General features: G+C 56.7%; 19 protein-coding genes. 6 read left to right on the forward strand and 13 right to left on the reverse strand.

The window, feature by feature from the left end; all coding sequences use genetic code 11:
* The 5 genes from CIK87_RS00225 to CIK87_RS00245 all read right to left on the reverse strand — a co-directional run.
* A partial coding sequence (locus CIK87_RS00225) for an N-acetylmuramoyl-L-alanine amidase (RefSeq protein WP_144008044.1) occupies nt 1-1,039 on the reverse strand: 1,039 nt, incomplete at its 3' end.
* Between the two features lie 118 nt (nt 1,040-1,157).
* Complete coding sequence (locus tag CIK87_RS00230) at nt 1,158-2,117, reverse strand: SUMF1/EgtB/PvdO family nonheme iron enzyme (protein ID WP_094384460.1); 960 nt, start codon at nt 2,115-2,117, stop codon at nt 1,158-1,160.
* 244 nt (nt 2,118-2,361) lie between these two features.
* Nucleotides 2,362-3,297 (reverse strand): SUMF1/EgtB/PvdO family nonheme iron enzyme, encoded by a 936-nt coding sequence (locus CIK87_RS00235; RefSeq protein WP_094384463.1) that lies wholly within the window; start codon nt 3,295-3,297, stop codon nt 2,362-2,364.
* A gap of 112 nt (nt 3,298-3,409) precedes the next feature.
* Nucleotides 3,410-3,787, reverse strand: coding sequence for a dihydroneopterin aldolase (gene folB / locus CIK87_RS00240; protein WP_094384465.1), 378 nt, complete (start codon nt 3,785-3,787; stop codon nt 3,410-3,412).
* A gap of 52 nt (nt 3,788-3,839) precedes the next feature.
* Complete coding sequence (locus CIK87_RS00245; RefSeq protein WP_094384467.1) at nt 3,840-6,407, reverse strand: adenosylcobalamin-dependent ribonucleoside-diphosphate reductase; 2,568 nt, start codon at nt 6,405-6,407, stop codon at nt 3,840-3,842.
* A gap of 162 nt (nt 6,408-6,569) precedes the next feature.
* Here CIK87_RS00245 and CIK87_RS00250 point away from each other — a divergent pair, with 162 nt between their 5' ends.
* Nucleotides 6,570-7,322, forward strand: coding sequence for a nitroreductase family protein (locus CIK87_RS00250; protein ID WP_094384469.1), 753 nt, complete (start codon nt 6,570-6,572; stop codon nt 7,320-7,322).
* 552 nt (nt 7,323-7,874) lie between these two features.
* On the opposite strand, the gene CIK87_RS00255 is transcribed toward CIK87_RS00250, so the two are convergent.
* From CIK87_RS00255 to mutY, 3 genes are all read right to left on the reverse strand, one after another.
* Complete coding sequence (locus CIK87_RS00255) at nt 7,875-10,715, reverse strand: bifunctional fucokinase/fucose-1-phosphate guanylyltransferase (RefSeq protein ID WP_094384471.1); 2,841 nt, start codon at nt 10,713-10,715, stop codon at nt 7,875-7,877.
* Nucleotides 10,716-10,728: 13 nt separating this feature from the next.
* On the reverse strand, nt 10,729-13,230 hold the full coding sequence (locus CIK87_RS00260) for a YfhO family protein (protein ID WP_094384473.1): 2,502 nt from the start codon (nt 13,228-13,230) through the stop codon (nt 10,729-10,731).
* 197 nt (nt 13,231-13,427) lie between these two features.
* On the reverse strand, nt 13,428-14,450 hold the full coding sequence (gene mutY / locus CIK87_RS00265; protein ID WP_094384475.1) for an A/G-specific adenine glycosylase: 1,023 nt from the start codon (nt 14,448-14,450) through the stop codon (nt 13,428-13,430).
* Nucleotides 14,451-14,547: 97 nt separating this feature from the next.
* Here mutY and CIK87_RS00270 point away from each other — a divergent pair, with 97 nt between their 5' ends.
* From CIK87_RS00270 to CIK87_RS00290, 5 genes are all read left to right on the forward strand, one after another.
* Entirely contained in the window at nt 14,548-15,165 is a 618-nt protein-coding gene (locus tag CIK87_RS00270; RefSeq protein WP_094384477.1) for a hypothetical protein, read from the forward strand.
* 15 nt (nt 15,166-15,180) lie between these two features.
* Nucleotides 15,181-15,360, forward strand: a complete 180-nt coding sequence (locus CIK87_RS13815) for a hypothetical protein (protein ID WP_144007831.1) — start codon at nt 15,181-15,183, stop codon at nt 15,358-15,360.
* A gap of 471 nt (nt 15,361-15,831) precedes the next feature.
* On the forward strand, nt 15,832-16,131 hold the full coding sequence (locus tag CIK87_RS00280) for a hypothetical protein (protein ID WP_094384481.1): 300 nt from the start codon (nt 15,832-15,834) through the stop codon (nt 16,129-16,131).
* Between the two features lie 66 nt (nt 16,132-16,197).
* Complete coding sequence (locus CIK87_RS00285) at nt 16,198-16,890, forward strand: 5'-methylthioadenosine/adenosylhomocysteine nucleosidase (protein WP_022309792.1); 693 nt, start codon at nt 16,198-16,200, stop codon at nt 16,888-16,890.
* A gap of 17 nt (nt 16,891-16,907) precedes the next feature.
* On the forward strand, nt 16,908-17,390 hold the full coding sequence (locus tag CIK87_RS00290; protein WP_094384483.1) for an S-ribosylhomocysteine lyase: 483 nt from the start codon (nt 16,908-16,910) through the stop codon (nt 17,388-17,390).
* Between the two features lie 155 nt (nt 17,391-17,545).
* On the opposite strand, the gene CIK87_RS00295 is transcribed toward CIK87_RS00290, so the two are convergent.
* The 5 genes from CIK87_RS00295 to CIK87_RS00315 form a co-directional block, all read right to left on the reverse strand.
* Nucleotides 17,546-18,301 carry an exodeoxyribonuclease III gene (locus tag CIK87_RS00295; protein ID WP_094384529.1) on the reverse strand — a complete coding sequence of 252 codons (756 nt, stop codon included), beginning with the start codon at nt 18,299-18,301 and terminating at the stop codon, nt 17,546-17,548.
* A 20-nt stretch (nt 18,302-18,321) separates the two neighbouring features.
* A complete protein-coding gene (folE, locus tag CIK87_RS00300; RefSeq protein WP_022309795.1) occupies nt 18,322-18,915 on the reverse strand; it encodes a GTP cyclohydrolase I FolE in 594 nt (197 codons plus the stop codon).
* Nucleotides 18,916-18,934: 19 nt separating this feature from the next.
* A complete protein-coding gene (locus tag CIK87_RS00305) occupies nt 18,935-19,567 on the reverse strand; it encodes an SPOR domain-containing protein (protein WP_022309796.1) in 633 nt (210 codons plus the stop codon).
* Between the two features lie 83 nt (nt 19,568-19,650).
* A complete protein-coding gene (locus tag CIK87_RS00310) occupies nt 19,651-21,723 on the reverse strand; it encodes a BT_3928 family protein (protein WP_094384485.1) in 2,073 nt (690 codons plus the stop codon).
* Nucleotides 21,710-22,261, reverse strand: coding sequence for a DUF1599 domain-containing protein (locus tag CIK87_RS00315; protein WP_094384487.1), 552 nt, complete (start codon nt 22,259-22,261; stop codon nt 21,710-21,712). Before CIK87_RS00315 ends, CIK87_RS00310 begins: the two co-directional genes overlap by 14 nt.
* Nucleotides 22,262-22,278 lie beyond the last annotated feature (17 nt).

Raw genomic sequence — 22,278 nt, forward strand, 5'->3', positions numbered from 1 at the left:
CTACAGGCGCGGGCGCTGTGGGAGCAGGGGCGGAAGTCTTGGCTTTGGCCTTCGGAGCGGGGGTAGTCTGGGCGGTGTCGGGGGTGGCTGCCTGGCGCTGGGCATCTACAGTGGCTGCCTGGCGCGTCACCGCTATCTGGGACTGCGAGGTGGCTGCGGGTGCCGGGGCAGCAGGCTGCTGCTTGCGATACTCGTCGGGTACTATCTGCGGCAACGCCCTCGGGGTGTTGTCGTCTGACTTGTAAGGTACGGTAATCTTGTCTGCAAATCGCATCTTGTACTGCAAGAAGGCGTTGAAGATGCCTTGGGTGTAGAGGGTGAGCGCTGCATCGGAGTTGAGGAAACGCTCCTCGTCGGGGGTGGATATGAAGCCGAGTTCCAGGAGGCAGCTGGGCATTGACGAGAGACGCAGCACGGCAAGGTTGTTCTGGTGGGCGCCGGCATTGATACGTCCGGTGGCGCGGCACACCTCTCGCTGCATGAGTTTGGCAAGCTCCACACTGCGCTCGCGGTTCTTGTCGGCGATAAACTCAAACATGATGTCGCTCTCGGCAGAGTTCTGGTCTATGCCTTTATACACCTGCTTGTAGTCTTTCTCCATCAAGATTACGGAGTTCTCTCGCTTGGCGACATCGAGGTTTTCCATGATGCCCTTGTTGCCGGTGCTGGCTCCACGGCCCAACGTCCAGGTCTGGAAACCACGTGCCGAGCGGCTGCCTTCGACGGCGTTGATATGGAATGACATGAAGAGGTCGGCCTTGTTGCGGTTGGCGATTTCGGCACGGTCTATCAACTTGATAAACACATCACGCTTACGGGTATAGATGACTCGCACATCGGGGCAACGCTCCTCGACCATTCGGCCGAAGGCGAGGGCATAACGCAGGGTAAGCGTCTTCTCATTGGTTACGGCTCCGGGTGCACCAAAGTCGTGACCGCCGTGGCCGGCGTCGATGACCAGGGTAAATCGGCGCCCGTCGGCCATCATCGGGATGGTAAGGAGCGCCAGCAAGAGAGCCAAGACTGTTCGCTTAATCATATCTACATGAATAACAGTGCAAAATTAACAAATATTCATCATAAAACCGCCAGCGGCTGTCAAGTTTTATCATTTATTAAGTGTCTTCGGCGCCGTTACCATAAACCCGACGGAGCCATTAGTTTACAGACATGGCCAAACGCAGCCCGAGATGGCCATATTTTTCCTCTGGGGGCATCCCACCACGAGGGCGATGATATACTTTCAACTCGTCATACTTATCATCATCCCAGACCGAGCCACCTCTCAGGCAACGGTTATCTTTGGATGTACTCCTATCCGGTCCTTGGGGATTAATGGCAGGACTATGGCGATAATAATCATCGCTATGCTTGTCATGGCACCATTCCCTCACATTTCCAGTCATGTCATAAAGGCCCAATTCATTGGGCTTTTTGGTTCCCACTTCTTTCTTGTCACCCAATGAACTCCAAGAATACCGCTTGGCATTACCTGCATGCCATCCTATTTCATCAAGAGCGTAGCTTCCGCTATATCTATAACCACGACTGCGCTTGCCGCCACGTGCAGCATACTCCCATTCGGCCTCTGTAGGCAGACGGAAGTGGCGTCCGGTCAATTCGCTTAGCTTCTCTACGAAGTTCTGGCAGTCATACCAGTTTACTTGTTCAACCGGATAGTTGTCTCCCAGTTTATGATATGACGGATTACTGCCCATCACAGCGGTCCAAAGCGCCTCGGTGACCTCATACTTGCAGATATAAAACGAGCTGAGGGTAACTTCATGTGGCACATCTTCAGCGTACTCGTCATTCCTATCCCTATCTGGATTACCCATCATATACGTACCGCCCTCTACCAGCACCATATCGGCCATGAGTTTCTTGAGGTGGATACGCAGAGGCTCTGCCAGCGAGTTGATGGGGTCTACCTTCTTCGGATGGGCAGGCTTGGGCCTTACGGCACTTCTGCCGCGACTCTGGGGTTTCCTTACTGTGGGCTTGGGTTTGGTTGCTGTTGGCTTGGGTTTAGTTGCTGCCGGTCTGCGGATAATTCCCTGCGCAGAGACTGTCACTGCGACCAGACACGACATGAGCATAATGATAATCGATTTCATAGATAAAAGTATTAGTTTGACTTACATGAGAGTGGAAATAACAGATGGCGTGGGCGCGCCGTGGCCCATGACCGCCCGGGGCATCCCCGCCGCAGAGGGTCTGCTCTCGGCGCTAAGCATGGTCATCACGCATGCAGACACAGATGACTCGCACATCGGGGCAACGCTCCTCGACCATTCGGCCGAAGGCGAGGGCATAACGCAGGGTAAGCGTCTTCTCGTTACCATAAACCCGACGGAGCCATTAGTTTACAGACATGGCCAAACGCAGCCCGAGATGGCCATATTTTTCCTCTGGGGGCATCCCAGTATTGCGTGTATATACTTTCAACTCGTCATACTTCTCCTCATCACAGAACGAGCCACCTCTAAAGCAACGGTTATCTTTGTATGTACTTCTATCCGGCCCCTGGGGATTAATGGATGGACTATGATGATAATATTCGATGTCTAATTTGTCCTGGCACCATTCACTCACATTTCCAGTCATGTCATAAAGGCCCAGTTCATTGGGCTTTTTGGTTCCTACTTCCCTCTTGTAGTAATGTGCATTACCTACATGCCATCCTATTTCATCAAGAGCGTAGCTTCCGCTATATCTATAACCACGACTGCGCTTGCCACCACGTGCAGCATACTCCCATTCGGCCTCTGTAGGCAGACGGAAGTGGCGTCCGGTCAATTCGCTTAGCTTCTCTACGAAGTCCTGACAGTCATACCAGTTTACTCGTTCAACCGGATAGTTGTCTCCCAACTTATCTCTTGACGGATTACTGCCCATCACAGCGGTCCAAAGCGCCTCGGTGACCTCATACTTGCAGATATAAAACGAGCTGAGGGTAACTTCATGTGGCACATCTTTAGCGTACTCGTCATTCCTATCCCTATCTGGATTACCCATCATATACGTACCGCCCTCTACCAGCACCATATCGGCCATGAGTTTCTTGAGGTGGGAGCGCAGAGGCTCTGCCAGCGAGTTGATGGGGTCTTCCTTCTTCGGATGGGCAGGCTTGGGCCTTACGGCACTACTGCCGCGACTCTGGGGTTTCCTTACTGTTGGCTTGGGTTTAGTTGCTGTTGGCTTGGGTTTAGTTGCTGCCGGTCTGCGGATAATTCCCTGCGCAGAGACTGTCACTGCGACCAGACACGACATGAGTATAATGACAATCGATTTCATAGATAAAAGTTTTAGTTTGACTTATATGAGAGTGGAAATGAAAGATGGCGTAGGCGCACCGTAGTCCATGACCGCTTGGGGCACCCCCGCCACAGAGGCTCTGCTCCCGGCGCTAAGCATGGTCATTGTCAAAGTGGAGTTCCACACCGGCGCCACCCATATTGGTACCCATAGGCGGGTTGAGCTTGGTGAGCCTGATGTCGAGGCTCTTGATAAAGGCGAAGCGACGGAAGATGCGGTCGGCAATGCGGTAAGCCACGCGCTCGAGCAGATTGCTGGGCACCTGCATCTCCTGTTCGAGCACACGGTAGACATCGGCATAGTTGACGGTGTCGAGCACATTGTCGCTGAGCATAGCTTGGTCGACAGGATATTGCAGGCGCACGTCCATCAGATAGTCGTTGCCCACAATACGCTCCTGCGCCTCCACACCGTGATAGGCGTGAAAGCGCAGGTCTTGCAGATAAATATAACTGGAGTTGAGTTTCATCTTAGTGATTGCTATTATTATATATAAGGTGTCAACGATTATATATAAGGCATCAACCGCAACGGCTGGCACCGCAGTTGGTGCAGATGAGGCAGCCCTCCTGGTAGACAAGGGTTTCCTGACCACAGGCAGGGCACATCTGTCCCTTGGCCTGAGTACCGTCGGCGATGTACTTCTTGAGTGCGCGCTCCACGCCGTTCTTCCAAGTGTTAATGCTTTCATCATTAAGCTGGAGCGAACCTACAAGTTTGATGACGTGGTCGATAGGCATACGGTAGCGCAGCACACCCGAGATGAGCTTGGCATAGTTCCAATACTCGGGGTTGAACTTCTGAGACAAGCCCTCGACAGTAGTCTTGTAGCCGCGCTTGTTTTCAAACTGGAAGTCATAGCGATGGCTGCCGTCCTCATTGGTCTGCTTGATTATCTTGCCACGAGTGACGGTCTTGGGCAGCACGATACCTTCCTCGTCGTCCTGCAGACCAGTGAAGATTTCATAGGGATAGCCGTCGAGCAGTCCTACAAAAGCCACCCACTTCTCGCGGTTGTTCTGGAAGCGCACCACATCGCACACGAGTTCCTTGGGACGGGTCTCGGTGACAGCCGGACGCTGGCAGGGCGAAGCCGCAGCCTCGGCCTGATGGTTCTTCTCCTTCTTCTTGTCCTTCTTGCTTACCGACATCATCACGCCCGAGCGGCTGCCGTCGCGATAGATGGTACAGCCCTTGCACCCGGAGCGCCAGGCTTCGACGTAGAGACGGTTGACGAGAGCCTCGTCGACCTCGTTGGGCAGATTGACGGTCACGGAGATAGAGTGGTCTACCCACTTCTGGATGGCGCCCTGCATCTTGACCTTCATGAGCCAGTCCACATCATTGGCAGTAGCCTTGTAGTAAGGCGAGCGAGCTACCAGCTGGTCTATCTCTTCCTGCGAGTAACGCTTGTGGATATCCATGCCGTTGACCTCCATCCAGGTGAGGAACTTGCGGTGGTAGACGATATACTCCTCGAAGCTGTCGCCTACCTCGTCTACATAGTCCACATGCACATCGGCGTCATTGGGGTTGACCTTGCGGCGACGCTTGTAGACGGGCATGAATACGGGCTCGATACCCGATGTGGTCTGCGTCATGAGCGACGTGGTGCCTGTCGGCGCGATGGTGAGACAGGCTATATTGCGACGGCCATACTTGACCATATCGGCATAGAGCTCGGGGTCGGCCTCACGGATGCGGCCGATGAAGGGGTTGGCTTCCTCGCGGTGAGCATCATAGATGGCAAAGGCGCCACGCTCGCGAGCCATATCGACCGAGGCACGATAGACGCCAAGGGCGAGGGTACGGTGTACCTCGACGCTGAAGTCGGTAGCCTCCTGGGTGCCGTAGCGCAGGCCCATGGCAGCGAGCATATCGCCCTCGGCGGTGATGCCCACACCGATGCGACGGCCCTGACCGCTCTTGTGGCGTATCTTCTCCCAGAGATGATACTCGGCCTCCTTGACCTCATCGCTCTGGGGATCGTGCTTAATCTTGTCCATTATCTGGTCTATCTTCTCCATCTCCAGGTCTACGATGTCGTCCATGATGCGTTGGGCAGCGCGGGCATGACGACGGAAGAGGTCGAAGTCGAAACGGGCTTCGGGGGTGAAGGGGTTGACCACGTAGCTGTAGAGGTTGACACACAGCAGTCGACAGCTGTCGTAGGGACAGAGAGGTATCTCGCCACAGGGATTGGTACTCACTGTGCGGAAGCCGAGGTCGGCATAGCAGTCGGGGATGCTCTCGCGGAGAATGGTATCCCAAAAGAGCACACCTGGCTCGGCGCTCTGCCATGCGTTGTGTACTATCTTCTCCCACAACTGGCGGGCATTGATGGTCTTTGTCATCATCGGCTGGTCGCTGTCGATGGGGAACTGCTGTACATAGTCGCTCCCGTCGACGGCTGCCTGCATGAAGGCGTCATCAAGTTTCACGCTCACATTGGCGCCAGTCACCTTGCCCTCGGTCATCTTGGCGTCGATAAACGCCTCAGAGTCCGGGTGCTTGATACTCACCGAGAGCATCAGCGCTCCACGGCGTCCATCCTGAGCCACCTCACGTGTAGAGTTGGAGAATCGCTCCATAAAGGGCACCAGTCCGGTAGAGGTGAGGGCAGAGTTGTTGACGGGCGAACCCTTGGGGCGCAGCTGGCTCAGATCGTGACCCACGCCGCCGCGGCGCTTCATGAGCTGCACCTGTTCCTCATCGATACGCATGATGGCGCCATAAGAGTCGGCGTCACCGTCGAGGCCTATCACAAAGCAGTTGCTCAGCGAGGCCACCTGATGGTTGTTGCCGATACCCGTCATGGGGCTTCCGGCAGGCACTATGTATCTGAAATGGTCAATCACATCGAACACCTCCTGGGCGCTCATCGGATTGTCATAGTTGTTCTCTATTCGCGCGATCTCATTGGCTATTCGCCAGTGCATATCTGTGGGCGTCTGCTCATAGATGTTGCCCGCGCTGTCTTTCATGGCATACTTGTTGACCCATACTCGGGCTGCCAGCTCATCGCCGTCAAAATAGGCGAGCGTGGCACGGTATGCTTCGTCGTAAGAATATGTTTTCAGTTCGCTCATAACAAGTTGGATAATTATTATAATATGTCGGACTACAAAGCTACTACATTTTTTCAACATGAGCGAGCGTTTTCATGGAATTTTTCATAAAAGAAATCGATTATTTGTTTTCCGTTTTGGAAAACTTTAGATAACTTTGTCGCAGAAAAATTTTCCAAAAAGATGACACAGTTTACTTCCAGGCGTTCCATACGCCGCTATACCCAGCAGCCCATTGACGAGGCGCTGCTCCATCGGCTGCTCAGCGATGCCGAACGTACCCAGACGATGGGCAACCTGCAACTATATTCGGTCGTAGTGACCCGCAGCGACGAGATGAAGGCGCGGCTCGCTCCCGCCCATTTCTCCCAGCCTATGGTGACCCAAGCCCCCGTGGTGCTCACCTTCTGTGCCGACTACAGGCGCACCACCCTGTGGGCAGAGCAGCGACAGGGCCATCCCGGATACGACAACCTGCTGAGTTTCATCAATGCCGCCACCGACGCACTGCTCTACTGCCAGACCTTCTGCAACATGGCAGAGGCCGAGGGGCTGGGGCTCTGCTTCCTGGGTACCACCGTCTACTGCCCCGAGGCCATCATCGACACCCTGCAGCTGCCCCCGCTGGTATTCCCCGTCGCCACCATCACTCTGGGTTGGCCCGACGAGCATCCGGCGCAGACCGACCGTCTGCCGTTGAGCGCCATCGTGCACGAGGAGACCTACGCCGACTATACGCCCGAACGCATCGACGCCGCCTATGCCGAGAAGGAAGCCACCGAGGAGAACCGCCACTTCGTGGAAATCAACAACGTGCAGACCCTCGCCCAGATATTCACCGACATCCGCTACACGCGCAAGGACAACGAAGCCATGTCGGCCACGCTCATCAAGGCGCTGCGCCGACAGGGATTTCTCGACGACAGCCAGCCATAACCCACACTCCGCACCCCACCCCACAAGACACGGGCAAGCCTCTATCCACAGAGACTTGCCCGTGTCTGCTGTTATAGGGAACAGCAGCAGGCGGCAAGGCTGCCAAGGCTGACGGCTATCCATGCATAGTCTTACGCCAAGCCATATCGGTCGAGCCCGAAGCCCATCGGCTCACGCCCGAAGCCCATTGACTCGCGCCCGAGAGCTCTTGGCTGGCTCGTATCAGAAGGCACGAGGCCACGTAACGAAAGGCACGGACTCACGTTTCAAACGACACGAGCCCTCGTTTCAATCGATACGAGCCGCCAGAGTTACCCTCCAGCTCAGCCGAGACAATCTCCAGACCGCCGGAGATAATCTCTGTACTCAAGTGATGACCTTGTGGAAGGAGGAGTATACTTACGGGAATGGCGGAAGCAAATCGGGGCCCTTCTGCCGAGGCCCTCCGCGCAGCCAGACATACGGGATAAAACGCAGAACGCAAATGCCGTGGGGGTGGGCATTTGCGTTCTGACTGTTATAGTAAGTTCTGATTCTACATATGTCGTGGCCTCAACTGCGGCTGATCTGAAGACCCTTGTCGCTGAGCGACATATCGACGAAGCGGGCATTGGCGTTGAGACGGTTCTCACGGAGAATCTGCTTGATGCGGGCTGCAGCCTCGGGGTCTTTAGCCACCATGTAGAGGTAACCACCTCCACCGGCTCCGGGCAGCTTGTAACCGAGGCAGAGGTCATCGATGAGCGAGGTAAGGCGAGCCACCTCGGCTGGGTTGGTACCGCTGTCGAGCAGCTGGTTCTGCTGCCAAGTCTTGCGGACCAGCCGGCCCATCTCGTCGAAGTTCTCGCGCTGGATGGCTTCAAACATATCGATGGTATGCTGCTTCATCTCGCGGAGCAACGCCAGTTCGTCGTGCTGGTTGAGGAACATGCGGCGCACAATCTCTGCCAGTATCTTCTTGGCGGTGCGGGTGATGCCCGTATAGTAGAGCAGATGACACGCGCGGTACTCGGGCTGGGTGTAGAGAGATGACGGCAACCAGCGCACTACTGGGTTCTGGTCAAAGCCCTTGCCCGTCTGCAGCAGCTTGATGCCCTGGAGCAGACCGCCAAACTGGTCTTGCCATCCGCCGCCGGTGGTAAGGAGCTGTTCGAGCACAAGGGTGCGACGGCCAATCTCGTTCTTGTCCCACATGAGACCACAGAAGTCGTTGATGGCGCCAAGTACGGTCGAAGCCAAGAGGCTGCTCGTGCCCAAGCCCGACCCTGCGGGAATAGCAGAGAGCAGCGTCACCTCGATACCACAGCCGAAGGCGGCAAGTTGCTGCGCCAACGACTGATACTGCTCAGCCGAATACTCGGGCAGGAAGCCCGCCAGCGCCAGTGCTGCTTTGGGTATGGAGAACGGACTGCCCACATGGTGGAAGTCGCGCAGCTCTTCAAAAGTGGTGATGACCTCAGAAGCGCCGAGGTCGATACTGCGCAGGATGATATGATGGTCGCGGCAGGGCTTGACATAAGTCTGCAGAGGCGGCTGACCATTGAGCTCGATGGCGAGGTTGATGACGTTGCCGCCCTCCATAAGGCAGAAGGGAGGGGTGTCGGTCCAGCCACCGGCGATGTCGATGCGGACAGGGCTGCGACCCCATACTATCTGGTCGGAGTAGACCGAGAGACGGGGATGCTGCTTCTGGGCGAGCACGGTCTGGGTGAGGCCTTCGCGCAGCAGACTGAAGGCGCGGCCCTCGCTCTCGGAGCCGTCCTTACCATTGAGTCGCTGCAACTCGGAGCGGAACATGGCATCGTGGATGCGGGTGAGCAGAGGCTCGTCGGCAGGCAGGGGTGTGGGCTCGGCTATGTGGTTGGCGGCAAACTCATGGGCGGCATCGTCGAGGTCTACCTGATAGAACACGCTGTGGGCGTAGTTGTGGGAGAGGAACGACCAGTTCTGCGCACGGTTTTCCCTGCGCTGCTCGACGAGACGACGCAGATTGGCCTGGGCCGAAATCTCGTCGGCGCTGAGACGCTGGGCCTCGTTCCATACCACGCGGCCACCCTGCTGATAAGGCTCGTTGAGCATCCATCTCAGTACAAGGCCGGCGTCGTTGATATTGTCGACCACGGGGAAGATGCGGGCCGACTGCAGGTCGTCCTTGCCCTCGATGGCGGCGGCATCGATGCCGCGCTCTTCGGTCCAACGGGTGAAAGGTTCACCCAAGTATTCGGTCACACCATCGGTGATGTCGCCGCGGAACTTGTCGTTGAAGCCATAGGGGCGTATGGCGTAGCTCTCGTCGCCGATGGGCACGATGTCGACACACTGGCCGGGACGGAGTTCTATCTTCCACTGATTGCGGGGCACACCAGTGATGATATTCTCATGGGCTATGGTCCACTGGGCGCTCACACAGCTGTTTTCAATCCAGAGGTTCTGGTTGTGTTCGGTAATCTTAATCTCCACTTCAGAGTTCTGGGTGAACATGGAGGGATGGGGCTTGAGCGAGTGGTGCATGATCTCGCGCTGGTCGTTGACGATATTCTGGATGTCGACCATAGACGAGACTATCTCGTGCGACGTACCGAAGTGATAGAACTCTCCGCCGGGCAGAGGCAGTATGGCCACCTTGAGGTCGTTGACCTCGGGGTCGTCGATGGTGGGGTCGGTGCCGAGACAGCAGCCAAAATCGCCGTACATGTCATAGTTGGTCACCTCGCCGTCGCGCATAGAGCGGCGCATGAGCACCTTGACGGCGCGGTCGGACAACAGCCACACGCCGATGTCGGTCAGATAGAAATGCTCTTTCTGCAGCTGACCCAGCGTCTGCATCGATGGCTTCTGAAGCATACACTTGAGCTGGGTGGGAGTCTGGTGGGAAGAGACAAAGACGCCGTGGTCCTTGGCTATTTCGGGTCCGAGCCACAGGCCATAGCACACCACGTCAGCATCGGGGATGGGCTGGAGCGCCTGGGTAGCGCGGATGTAGACATCGCCGCTGACAATCATCGTGCGCAGCCCCTCGGGCGCCTGGTTCATGATGCGCTGATAGAGGGGCACCTGCAGGGAGAGCAGGTCTTGAGACAGGCGCTGGCCGCGCTCCCATCTGAACACGGGAATGGGCGTGAGTATCTTGCCCGAAGGGGCGTATGAGGGCAGTCTTCGGCTCTGTCCGCCGGCATGGAGCAGCAGACGACGGTCGGCAGCGAGCCACTCGTCGAAGCTACGGCCATTGCCATGGGCTTCGTAGCACGCCTGGAGCAGCCAGGTGGTGCCGCCACCCGAGCCGAGCTTGCGGCCCACGGGGTCGTTGGTGCAGAACCATTCGGTATCAGACAGACCGGTTATGTCATGGAAACATCCCACCAGATTGGGGGGCAGGGAGAGCAGTTTCTTCATATCTTATAGAGTATTAATGTGTCGTTTGATTATTCTTCTTGCGGCGCCAGGTGTCGTAGAGTCCGCCCACGATGATGAGCAGCAGCACCACATAAGCCACATAGGCTATGGTCTCAGTGGTATCGACGCTCTTGGGGAAGAAGGCGAGCTTGACCTGATGCTTGCCGGCAGGCACGCGGAGCGCGCGCAGGATGTAGTTGACGCGGCCCAGCTCGGCAGGCTGTCCGTCGATGGTGGCGGTCCATCCGGGATAGTAGACCTCGGAGAAGACGAGCACGCCGCCCTTGTCAGAGCTTACCTCGTAGGTCAGCTGGTTGGGCTCATAGGCGAGGAGTTTGGCCACAGAGTTCTTGTCTTGCGCCACAGCCTCGCCCAGCACGTCGGCAAAGCGCTTGTCGGCCACAGCCTCGTGGCGCAGGTCAATCTGGCCTATGCGCTCTATCTCCTGGTTGGCGTTGTCGGCAAAGGTGAGCCGGTCTACAAACCATGCGTTGCCGTAGGCATAAGGATTGAGCAGAGGCACGGTCTGTCCGCCCTGCAGGGGGACGATGATATACTTGGTGTTGAGCATATTGAGCACGGGGAAGAGCGAGTCGCCGTTGACGCGGGTCATGTCGCCGTCGCTGTCGGCCACTGCCTTCATGATACGCGACATCTGGGGATTGATGTAAGCCTCTATCATCTCCTGGTAGCGGCGCAGCTTGGCGGCATGATAGCCTCCGATGCTCTTGTGGTAGTAAGAGGTCTCGTTCTCGTTGAAGGTATTGGTGGCGAGATTGAGCACACGATAGTCCAGACCCTTGTCCTTGAGGATGAGCTGGTCGGTGTGGCTCATGGGCTGGGGTGCCTCGCGCACGCTCTTCTCTACAAACATGCCGTCATTGAGGTAGCGCTTGTTGACCTGCCACATATCTACCAGGCAGAGCACGCCCACGCCGGCAATCATATAGGCAGCCTTGAGCTTGTTGATGCGGTAGAGCAGCAGCATCACCACGCCCACGGTAACAATCCAGAACGAGCGCCAGCAGTCGGCGGTCATCACGGCCTGACGCATCTCGGTGAGATTGGCCATAAGGGCGTGACGATACTCGTCGGGTACCTGGCCGAGCGCCACACGCTCGGACGAAGAGATGAAGTCGTTGAAGAAGAAGCCGGGCATGAGGGCGAAGAGCAGAGCCACGCCGGCGGTGAGGCCGAAGCTCACGTAGACCCAGCGCATATTGCGGGTGAGCACCTGCGGGTCTTCCACGATGCGGCGCAGCGCCATCATGGCAAGCAGAGGGATGGTAAACTCGGCTATCACAAGGATAGACGCCACGGTGCGGAACTTGGCGTAGAGGGGCACGTAGTCGAGGAAGAAATCGGTAAAGGGCATGAAGTTGCGACCCCACGAGAGGAGTACACTCAGCACGGTGGCTGCGAGCAGAGCCCACTTCATGGGCCCCTTGACGATGAAGAGACCGAGGACGAAGAGCATGAGCACAAAGGCACCCACGTAGACGGGGCCGCTGGTACCGGGCTGTTCGCCCCAGTACTGTCCTATCTGCTGGTAGATAGGGTAGAACTCAGGGTTGGCCTTCTCCATAGCGGTCTCATTGGCTGCGAGGGGCACAGAGGCGCCTCCCTTGACATTGGGGATGAGCAGCGTCCATGTCTCGTCGATGCCGTAGCTCCACTGGGTGATGTAGTCGCGGTCCAGTCCACTGCTGGTCTGGTTGGCGGCGTTCTTCTTGACCAGCTCGCTCTTTCCGCGCATGCTCTCCTGGCCATACTGCCAGGTGTGGTAAAGGTTGCTCAGATTGATGCAGATGCCCAGCGCGGCGCCCACGAAGCAGACGGCGGTGGCTTTGGCAAAGCGGTCGAGGCGGTGGCTGCGGATGGCCTCAACGAGGAAGGCTATCACCATGAAGAGGATGATGAACAGATAGTAGTAGGTCATCTGCACGTGGTTGGCCTTGACCTCAAAAGCGGTGAAGATGGCTGTGAGCAGCAAGCCGCTCAGGTAGCGACCGCGATAGGCCAGCACCACGCCGGCAATCATGGGCGGAAGATAGGCCAGCGCCATCACCTTCCAGATGTGGCCCGCGGCGATGATGATGAAGAAGTACGACGAGAACGCCCAGATGATGGATCCCAGCACAGCCAGCTCCTTGCGGAAGTCGAAGGCGCGCAGCAGGATGTAGAAGCCCAAGAGGTAGGCAAAGACGTACCACACATTCTCGGGAAGCCACAGATGGTAGGCGTCCATGACCTTCTGCAGACCGTTGGTACTCGAATACGACGGCGCAGTCTGATAGGTGGGCATGCCGCTGAATGTGGCGTTGGTCCAGCGCGACACTTCGCCGGTGCGGGCGTGATATTCCGACTGCTCCTGACCAGCTCCGCGACCCGCCGACGAGTCGTGGCGGTAGAGGATGCGGCCGTCAAGGTCGGCAGGCATGAAATAGACAAACGCTATCAGCGCAAACAAAACTACTGCGGCTGCATCGAGCCAGTATTTCTTCAGTATATTCATTGTTGTTGGTATTGTTTACTCCTCGCCCGTTAAGGGCTGTAAGTATTAATGTATTATAAATCGCTGCAAAGATAATGAAAATATGAGAATAAGCCAACATAATCGGCAATTAACGTGACTTTTGCCCTTCTGCCGGCGGCCTGGCGAGCATCCGCTGCCACCGTCGGCGTGGCGGCAGGGGCGACGGGCGGCGACGGCTACCTGTCGGCGAGCAGTTTGTCCATCAGCCGTGGCATGGCGTAGCCCTCGCGCTCGTCGGGGGTGGCCCAGCGATATTCCTTCAGCAGCTGCGCTATCGGCGGGAGGCCATAGGGCAGCGGCTCATGGTCTGTCAGACGGGTAGCGTCGATACGGATGAGCTGGGCATAGATGGTCTGGTGGGTGAGCACATGCTTGACCACGCGCCCGGCATCGTCGAGCGACGCGGCGTCGCCCTCTACGAGCACAGGTTCCCACAGCGATCGCCAGATGTCATCGGTGCCGCGGCGGTGGAAGAGCACCTCGTGCGCGCGCGTAATATAATAATAGGTGAAGTAGCGGTCGCGGTGCTTCACACGGCCCTCCTTGACGGGGAAGGAGGCCGTCTGCCCGAGGCGGCGAGCCTCACACATGTCGGCAAATGGGCAGCTGCCGCAACCGGGACCTTTGGGTTTGCACTGCAGGGCGCCAAAGTCCATCATGGCCTGGTTCCAGTAGCCTGCCTCGTCGGTCGGGCAGAGCGCGTCGGCCAACTGCTGAAACTCGTGCTTGCCCTGGGTAGAGTCGATGGGGGTAGAGATGGCGAAGATGCGGGCAAGGATGCGATAGACATTGCCGTCGACGGCGGCATGGGGCAGCCCGAAAGCCATCGAGGCGATGGCGGCAGCGGTGTAGTCGCCCACTCCCTTGAGGCGACGTATCTCCTGGTAGGTATCGGGGAAGGCTCCGCGCTCCACTATCTGCCGCGCTGCGGCGTGGAGATTGCGCGCCCGCGAGTAGTAACCCAGTCCTTGCCACAGCTTGAGCACCTCGTCTTCGCTGGCGGCCGCCAGGTCTGCCACGGTGGGATAGGCGTGCATGAACCGCAACCAGTACTTCGTGCCCTGGCTGATGCGTGTCTGCTGGAGGATAATCTCGGAAAGCCAGATGGCATAGGGGTCGCCGCATCCGCGCCAAGGGAGTTCGCGCCAGTGGCGATGAGCCCACTTGAAGAGAGCGGCCGAAAATGCTTTATTGTCCATAATCGTCACAAAATTACGCATTTTTTTCACCTTACTGGCGGCTTTCTCGCTTTTTCTGCCTATCTTCGCAGCAAATAATCAGAAAACCATCAAGCGTATGACCACCACCCTCTTCTCGCGCCCGCTATGGGCCATAACCCTCATGTCGGCTCTCGTGCTGATTGGTTGCAAACCCAAGACTTCGGCTGCCGACGCCACACCGCAGGAGAAGCGGGCGGCAGCGGCTCTGGCCCAGCCTGCCACGGAGCAGGAAATCAAGACGCGCTGTATCTCGATAGAGCGCGCCATAGACATAGCCGACCTCATAGAGACGAGCGGCACGGCGGTGAAGGGACTGCGCGAGGCTGGGAAGGTGGACGAGATGATGGGCGAGATGGGCTATGTGCGCAGCGCCATCAACGAAATCTACCAGGTGGGACGCGCCACCATCTACACCCAGGGCTGCGACGCCGACGAGATGGGGAGCATGGTCAACGTAAGTAGCGACAAGGCCACGCTCATAGCCATAGCCGGTGCAGGTCAACCTGCCACGGCTCCGCTCGTGAGTATTTCGATGACCGACGAAGAGGTGTGGAACAAGCTGCGCCACGAGATGGGCGCGCTGGGGTTCCAGGGTCCTGAAGGCGAGTTGTCCAACGGCCACGGCTACAAGATTTTCGCCGACCGCTTCTTGAGCGGCAACGGTTTTGTCATCCACTTGAGCAGAGAGCAGTGAGCCGATGACAGAAGCATGAGTAGCCCATCGTGGACGCTACGCACCCCCGGCAACTCTGTAGGAGTTGCGCTTCCCCAGCCCAGGGTTGAGGCGTGCAGCGCCTCTACCCATGACGGCGGTATTATTAGCCCATCGTGGACGCTACGCACCCCCGGCAACTCTGTAGGAATTGCTGCTTCCCCAGCCCAGGGTTGAGGCGTGCAACGCCTCTACCCATGACGGCGGTATTATTAGCCCATTGTGGACGGTACGCACCCCCAGCAACTCTGTAGGAGTTGCGCTTCCCCAGCCCAGGGTTGAGGCGTGCAGCGCCTCTACCCTGGGTATTGATACAAAAAAGGATAGCAACGCTGTAAGTGTTGCGCTTAGCCGAAGGCGTTATACTCAATCCAATAATCTCCTCCACCAAATAGCAGCCCATTATCCTGCTGCGAGTAACGCCTACGGCTAATCGCAACTCCTTCAGAGTTGCTACATTACTTAGGCTGTTACCCAGGGTAGCGGACTTCGCCCGCAACCCTGGGCTATGAAATCGCAACTCCTACAGAGTTGCTACTGCTTGTGGAGGTTCCGAGTAGGAGCCCCTCCCCTGCCCCTGTATGGGAGTCCATTCTTGCTGTGTTTATGGTGATTGTATGAAACTCCTTCGCCTTGGGAACGGCTGGGATGGGGCCTCTTATTGGCTTCTTCCCCTTGGGATTTTCTGGAATGGAGCTTGCCAACGGACGCTACGCATCCAACGACAACTCTGCCGGGCATGCAAACAAATGGAAGGCGAAGCATGAAATGGGAAATGCAAACTCGGAAATAGTGATATCGGTGCATGAAACCGTGAAATCAAACCACAAAATGAGCGCTGAGGGCATGGGCAGGACTTTCTGCCCTACCCCGAAGATGGCGACAGCCGTGGCGGACCATCCCGACATGGTCAATATGGGTGCGGAGGCGGCGGTTAGGGTTATTTAACTATTATTTAGGCCCACATATAGGCTTATTGGCGTAATTTTGCAGAACAAATTAAAGACAGAGATTATGAAGATAGCAATAATCGTGGCTATGGACAAGGAGTTTGCCCAACTGGCAAAACTGCTGGACCACGCCACGACCACAGAGCATCACGGCAGAACCGTGGTGACGGGAGAGATGGGGCGCCACACACTCATACTGCAACAGAGCGGCATAGGCAAGGTCAACGCTGCCATCTGCACGGTGGAGATGATAAACCGCTACAAGCCCGAACTGGTGATATCGACCGGCGTGGCTGGCGGCGCCGACCCCACACTCGACGTGCAGAACGTGGTGGTGGGCACCGAGTATGCCTATCACGACGTGTACTGCGGCGACGACAACGACTACGGTCAGGTGCAGGGCATGCCGACACGCTATAGTGCCGCTGCATGTGTGGCAGAAGCCATAGACCGCACCATGGCAGAGAGCGAGGTGACGCTGCGCAAGGGCCTCATCGTGAGCGGAGACTGGTTTGTGAACAGCCGCGAGAAGATGCGCGAAATCATGGGCCACTTCCCCGAAGCCCAGGCTGTGGATATGGAAAGCTGCGGCATCGCCCAGACCTGCCACATCTATGGCGTGCCCTTTGTCTCGATGCGCATCATCAGCGATGTGCCGCTGCGCGACGACAAGGCTGCCATGTACGTGGATTTCTGGGACCGTCTGGCCGACAACTCATTCGGCGTGACGCGCCGCTTCCTCGACAACATAAGATAAACCACAACAAGAGAAATATGGAGAAGATACCAAGTTTTACGATAGACCACGAGCAGCTGCTGCGTGGCATCTATGTGAGCCGCAAGGACCAGGTGGGCGGCGAGGTGGTCACCACCTTTGACATACGCATGAAGGAACCCAACCGCGAACCGGCTCTGCACGTGGGCGCCATCCACACGATAGAGCATCTGGCTGCCACCTATCTGCGCAACGATGAAGAATGGCGCGACCGCGTCATCTACTGGGGCCCTATGGGTTGTCTTACAGGGTGTTATCTGCTGTTGAGAGGCGACCTGAAGAGCAGCGATATCGTGGGGCTGATGAAGCGCACGTTTGAGTTCGTGGCCAACTTTGAAGGCGAGATACCCGGCGCTGCACCGAGAGACTGTGGCAACTATCTGCTGCACGACCTGCCGATGGCCAAATGGGAGTCGCGCAAGTATGTGGATGAGGTGCTGACAGACATCAAGCCCGAAAACATGACTTACCCTAACAAGTAAGCCGACAGAGACCACTCCTGACGACCGCTACGCCAGCCGCGCCTTGGCCGGAGGCTGAGAGAGGGTCGGAAAAGAAATATCCGCAATGCCCAAAAGGGAGGCATTGCGGATATTATCGTATAGGGCGAGGCTGTAGAGACCTCGGGAGCGTCGGGTCAGCCCAAGTCGAGGTCTACCTCTACGGGGCAGTGGTCGCTACCCATAATCTGGGTGTGTATCTTGGCTTCTGCCACCTGGGGGGCGAGGCTCTCGGAGACGAGGAAGTAGTCGATGCGCCACCCGGTGTTCTTCTCACGGGCACGGAATCGGTAGGACCACCAGCTGTAGGTCACCTCGTCGGGATGCAGACGGCGGAAGGTGTCGACAAAGCCGCTGTCGAGCAGACGGGTCATGGCCTCGCGCTCCTCGTCGGTAAATCCGGCGTTGCGGCGGTTGGTCTTGGGATTTTTGAGGTCTATCTCCTCGTGGGCCACATTCATGTCGCCACAGACGACGACGGGCTTGTGGGCGTTGAGGCGGAGCAGATAGTCCTGGAAGTCGCGCTCCCACTGCATGCGGTAGTCCAAACGGCGCAGCTCGTCCTGTGAATTGGGCGTATAGACGGTGACGAGATAGAACTGGGGCATCTCGAGCGTGATGACGCGACCCTCATGGTCGTGCTCGTCGATGCCTATGCCATAGGCGACGCTCAACGGCTCGTGGCGGGTGTAGATGGCTGTGCCGGAGTAGCCCTTCTTGTCGGCATAGTTCCAGAAGGAGTGGTAGCCGTCAAACTGGAGGTCGAGCTGGCCGGCCTGCATCTTGGTCTCCTGCAAGCAGAAGAAATCGGCGTCCAACTCGCGGAAGATATCTTCAAAGCCCTTGCCCACACAGGCACGCAGGCCATTGACATTCCATGAGATAAATCGTATCATAACGTAGTGTTTGAGGGTTAGAAACGGCGGCTCTCGCCACGGAGAAGGTTCATAAACTCTTCGCGGGTCTTGGCCTGGTTGAAGGCGCCACTGAAGTCGCTCGTGGTGGTGATGGAGTTCTGCTTCTCCACGCCGCGCATCTGCATACACATGTGCTTGGCCTCGACCACGACCATCACGCCCAGCGGGTGTAGGGTCTCGTCGATGCACTCCTTAATCTGCTGGGTGAGCCGCTCCTGCACCTGCAGTCGGTGGGAGAAGATATCGACCACCCGGGCTATCTTGCTCAGTCCGGTAATGTAGCCATTGGGGATGTAGGCTACATGAGCCTTGCCGTAGAAGGGCAACATGTGGTGCTCGCACATAGAGAAAAAGTCGATATCCTTGACGATTACCATCTGGCTGTACTCTTCCTTGAAGAGGGCATCGGTCAGTACCTTCTTGGGGTCCTGCTGGTAACCTCGGGTGAGCACCTGCATGGCTTTGGCCACACGCATGGGAGTCTTCTGGAGCCCCTCGCGCTGTGGGTCTTCGCCCAGAAGGGCAAGGATATCATGATAATGGGAAGCCAGCTCGTCGAGCCCGGGCCGGTATTCTGGTTCTATTGTCATTGTAGTTGTCTGTTAGCAATCAGTATTGGACGGTGATTTTTCCCTTGACGATGGTGGCCGACTTGTAACCCATCTTCTTGAGTTGTCCGAGCATCCACGCCGCTTCCTCATAGTTGCGGTAGTTGCCCACACGGCAAATCCATCGGGGCGAATAGAAATGAACGTAGACGGGTTGGTTAGGGAATTTCATCTTTATGGCGTTGCGGACACGCTCAGCCGCGATGCGGTCTTGCCGGGTGTTACCTCCAGCGTAGGCCTGTACACGGTAACCGTTAATCTTGTAACCGTTGCGCATGACCTTCTTGCTCATATCCACGGCAGGTGTCTCTTCTTCGTTTTCGTTGTGATTGGCGGATGGGCTGTGGGGCGCATCCTTGTGGGGCTTGTCGCCGTGGGCAGCCACGGGCTTGTCGCCGGGCTTACGGGCGTCGGCAGATGTTGTGGGGTGATTGGTCTTGGTCTGAGTCTTGGCGTCGGCAGCTGGCGTCTGAACCTTGCCATTGACGAGCCTGTCTATCTCCTCACTCTGGGTCACGGTGACAGTACCTTTGCCCGCCTCGGTCTTGCGGATATGTTGCATGAAATTCTGCGCGCGGGCAGAAGTCAGCGAGCCGATGATGGCGACGAGAATGATGGCAAGTAATCTACTCATTTATCTAAGGATTAAGTAAAAGGGCATCGGGCTTCCCCCGACCCGTAGGTCATGAAGCCAGATGCCCTGTAATGGTTTAGCGATTATTTCTTCCAAGCGTCGATGATGCCCTTGAAGTCAGCAGCCTTCAGAGAAGCGCCACCGATAAGACCACCGTCGATGTCGGGCTTGGCGAAGAGCTCAGGAGCGTTGGAAGCCTTGCAGCTACCGCCGTAGAGGATTGATGTCTCGTCGGCAACTTCCTGACCGTACTTCTCGGCAACGATAGAACGGATGTAAGCCAGCATCTCCTGAGCCTGGTCAGAAGTAGCAGTCTTGCCGGTACCGATAGCCCAGATGGGTTCGTAAGCCAGGATGATGTTCTTCCACTCCTCAGCAGTGAGGTTGAATACAGAACCGTCGAGCTCGGCCTTTACAACCTCGTTCTGACGCTCTGCCTCGCGCTCCTCGAGAGTCTCACCGCAGCAGAAGATAACCTTCAGGCCGTTGGCGAGGGCGAGCTGTACCTTCTCCTTCAGCATCTCAGCGGTCTCGCCGTAATACTCGCGACGCTCTGAGTGGCCGAGGATAACATACTGAGCTCCGGTAGACTTAACCATAGCGGCAGAAACCTCACCGGTGTATGCACCTTTCTCCTTGTCGGCGCAGTTCTCAGCACCCAGACCCACTACGTTGGCGTCGAGCACCTGGGCTACGCTTGCCAAGTGGATGAAAGGAGTACAGATTATTACATCGCAGTTAGGCTTGTCCTGTACCAAAGCCTCGTTAATCTCCTTTGCGAGAGCTACGCCCTCCTGCAGGTTCAGATTCATCTTCCAGTTACCTGCTACAATTTTCTTTCTCATTTTCTTGTTGTTTTTATTGAAGTTAAAGTATCTCATTTTTGATTCCTTGTTCCTCACCCAGCGGCTCCAGGCCCACAGTCGGTCTCCAATGACGAGCAGCATGAGGGGCAGGACAAACCAGGAGAGGATGGAGGCTATCTTGCGCGCCACGCTGACATCGTCCATCTGGCCTATCTCTATCTGGGCGAGCGGGCCGTTGAGTTCTTCCGACTTGGGCAGCCCGTTGTGGCTCCACTTGCGTATCACGGTGCCGTCCTTGATGAGCACCAGACCCGGATTGCTGCGTATGACGGTCTTCAGCGTGGTCTCGTCGCTCATACAGAAGGGGTACTCGGCTCCGGTGATGTCGCGCCAGTGCTGGATGGCATCCTCGCCACTCGCCGTGAGGCAATAGAACGGGACTCCTTGCGCCTGACAGTACTCGTAGAGTTGGTCTATGTCGCCGAAATTGGTATCATCGGCACTCTCGAGATGGGGCGAGACGAGCAGGAAAGTATATCCCTTGTCGTCGAGTATCTGCTGGGTGATGTCGTCACCGGTAGCATTGTCGGTAATGGTAAAGTCGTGGATGGGAGGCACGTAGCCTTCTTCCACGAGTTCACTCTTGCGCTCTACGAATGTCCATGTGGAGTCGGGATAGTTGTCGAGGGTAAACTCGCGACGCTCCCCGTTTTTCTCCATCACAAAGGTATTCTCGTAGCGGGGCATCTTGGCGCCCTCGGGTATCTCCATACCCTCGCGGATGTTGGCTCCCACATGATAGGGGCGGAAATCGAAGCGCGGCAGCAGGTACAGGCTGTAGATGCTGGTGGCTACGATATAGATGACGGTATAGTTGACGACTATCCACTGGTTGTTCTCCGACACGAAGCGGAACATACGCTCGCGGCAGCGGCACACCACTACGGCACAGGCCGTGAGCACCACGTTCTTGAGCAGTGTCTGCACATTGGTGAGGGTGATGGCGTCGCCGAAGCAGCCACAGTCGCTCACGGGGTTGGCTATCGCTATCCACACCGTGATGAGGGTCATCACCGCCATAAACGCCAGTATCACCCGGGTGGTAAACCGGCGGCGTATGGCGAAGAGGATGAAGATGCCCAACGCAAACTCGAGAGATGCCAACGCCACCGACGAACCCAGCGTGAGCCAGTCGGGCACGTAGTCGCCAATCGAAAGCGCCGTGAGATAATCGCGTATCTTGTACTGGGTACCCAGAGGGTCGATGGCCTTGACATATCCCGAGAAGATGAATGTCACTGCCAGCACCGCACGGCAGATATTGGTCGCTATGGTCTTAAGCCTGTTCACTCTCTTTCAACTTGATGGCACCAAATACGGCATAGTTGATTACATCCATATAGTTGGCGTCTATGCCTTCAGACACGAGCACCTGGCCATGCAGATCCTCGATTTCCTTGATACGTTCTATCTTGGTGAGAATAAGGTCGGTATAGCTACTCACACGCATAGAACGCCACGCCTCATCGTAGTCGTGGTTCTTGCGTATCATGAGTTCCAGGACTTCAGCGGCATAGTGGTCGTAGAGACCGAGAGCCTCGGCGGGGGTGATATCCACGCTGTCGGCAAAACCTCGCGCAAGCTGGATAAGACCTATAATGCCATAATTGATAAGGGCGATAAACTCCGGACGGATGCCCTCGCCTACCAGCGACTCTTTCTTGATCTCGAGAGAGCGTATGCGCTTGGCCTTGATGTACAACTGGTCGGTAAGCGATGATGGACGCAATATGCGCCATGATGCTCCGTAGTCGTGGAGTTTCTTTTCAAAAAGCGAGCGACACTCGCTGACCGTATCCTTAAACTGGTCTTCTGTATTTACTGCCATATATATATAATAGGTAG

Origin of the sequence: Prevotella sp. P5-64, assembly GCF_002251285.1 — a bacterium.
GTDB lineage: Bacteria > Bacteroidota > Bacteroidia > Bacteroidales > Bacteroidaceae > Prevotella.